This is a genomic window from uncultured Eudoraea sp. (assembly GCF_947258525.1).
Classification (GTDB): domain Bacteria; phylum Bacteroidota; class Bacteroidia; order Flavobacteriales; family Flavobacteriaceae; genus Eudoraea.
This window is the reverse complement of the sequence record NZ_CAMYIP010000236.1, coordinates 1-1,440: the sequence shown is the minus strand read 5'-3', so window position 1 is coordinate 1,440 and position 1,440 is coordinate 1. Positions and strand designations below refer to the sequence as shown.

Below are 1,440 nucleotides of genomic sequence, written 5' to 3'. Positions count from 1 at the left end.
CGGGGAGTGAGCGCGTTTATGTTAATGGGTTGTTGCTGAAACGTGGTGAGAATGCGGATTACGTGATCGATTACAACGCGGGAGAATTAAAATTCAACCCTACTTTTCCAATTACCGCCAATATGCGTATCGTCGTTGAATATCAGTTTACCGATCGGAATTATTCAAGATTCATTGGTTATGGTGGCGGTAACTATAGTAACGATAATTTCGACCTAGGGGTCTATGTTTATTCTGAAAATGACGCTAAGAATCAACCTCTTCAGCAAAATCTTTCCGAAGAACAAGTAGCGATTCTAAAAGCCGCCGGAGATAATAGGGATGCCATGACGGCCCCTTCGGCAGTTCCGGATACTTATTCAGAAAATAAAATACTCTATAAAAAAGAAATACTCGATGGCGTTGAAATATTCGTCTTCTCTAATAACCCGGAAGATGAACTATTCAGTGTCCGATTCAGTCTGCTGGGTCCGAATCAGGGAAATTATGTGATAAGCGATCAAAGCGCCATCAACCGTATCTTGGAGTATGTTTCGCCATTAAACGGTGTTCCTCAGGGTGAATACGAACCGGTAATTCAACTCACTGCTCCAATGAAGTTGCAGATTGCCGGCGTGAATGGTAGTTATCACCCTTCGGAAAATACCACGATCGATTTTGAAGTAGCCGGGAGCCAGAATGATCTCAACTTGTTCTCCGATCTGGACAATGAGGACAACGACGGATTTGCGGCTCGGCTCGCTGCAAAACAGACGCTGCTTAAAAATGCGGATACACTGTCCCTAAATGGTTATGGCTCCCTTGATTTTATAAATAAAGACTTCCGTACTATCGAAAGGCTGTACAATATAGAATTTGTACGTGACTGGAACCTTATCGATCCTTTGGGCGATCAGCGTTTTGTCATTGCCGGAATGGAAGTAGCACAACCCCGTTTGGGTGTTGCGAGCTATGCGTACCAGAATCTGAATTTTTCAGGAAATTTTAAAGGTGACCGTCATGTTCTGAATGCCGGTCTTCGTCCTGGTAAATTTCGGATAAACAGTGCCAGCAGCTACCTGAAGAGCGAAAGCGACTCCCTCGACTCCAAATTTGCCCGATCATTTACTAATGCGGTTTACCAGCTGAACAAATCGTGGATAGGTGCCAAGGTCAACCTCGAAGATAACCGGGTTTCCACATTGAAAAATGACAGCCTGACCGGTGTGAGCCAGCGTTTCATTTCTTACGAAACCTATGTTGGTATTGGTGACAGCACCAAGGTATTTGCCGAAGCCGGGTATCAATATCGGGTGAACGACAGTGTACGTAATGCCGTGATGACGAAAGTGAACAGTTCGAATACCTACTACCTGAAATCCCGGGTGATCAATACGCCTGAGTCGCAACTTTCCGTCTATGCAAATTACCGGGATCTTAAGGACGAAGATGGCGGTGAAG

General features: G+C 44.9%; 1 pseudogene. It reads left to right on the top strand.

What is annotated here, in order from left to right:
• Positions 1 to 1,440, top strand: a pseudogene (locus Q0X89_RS17785) (hypothetical protein); the annotation flags it as partial.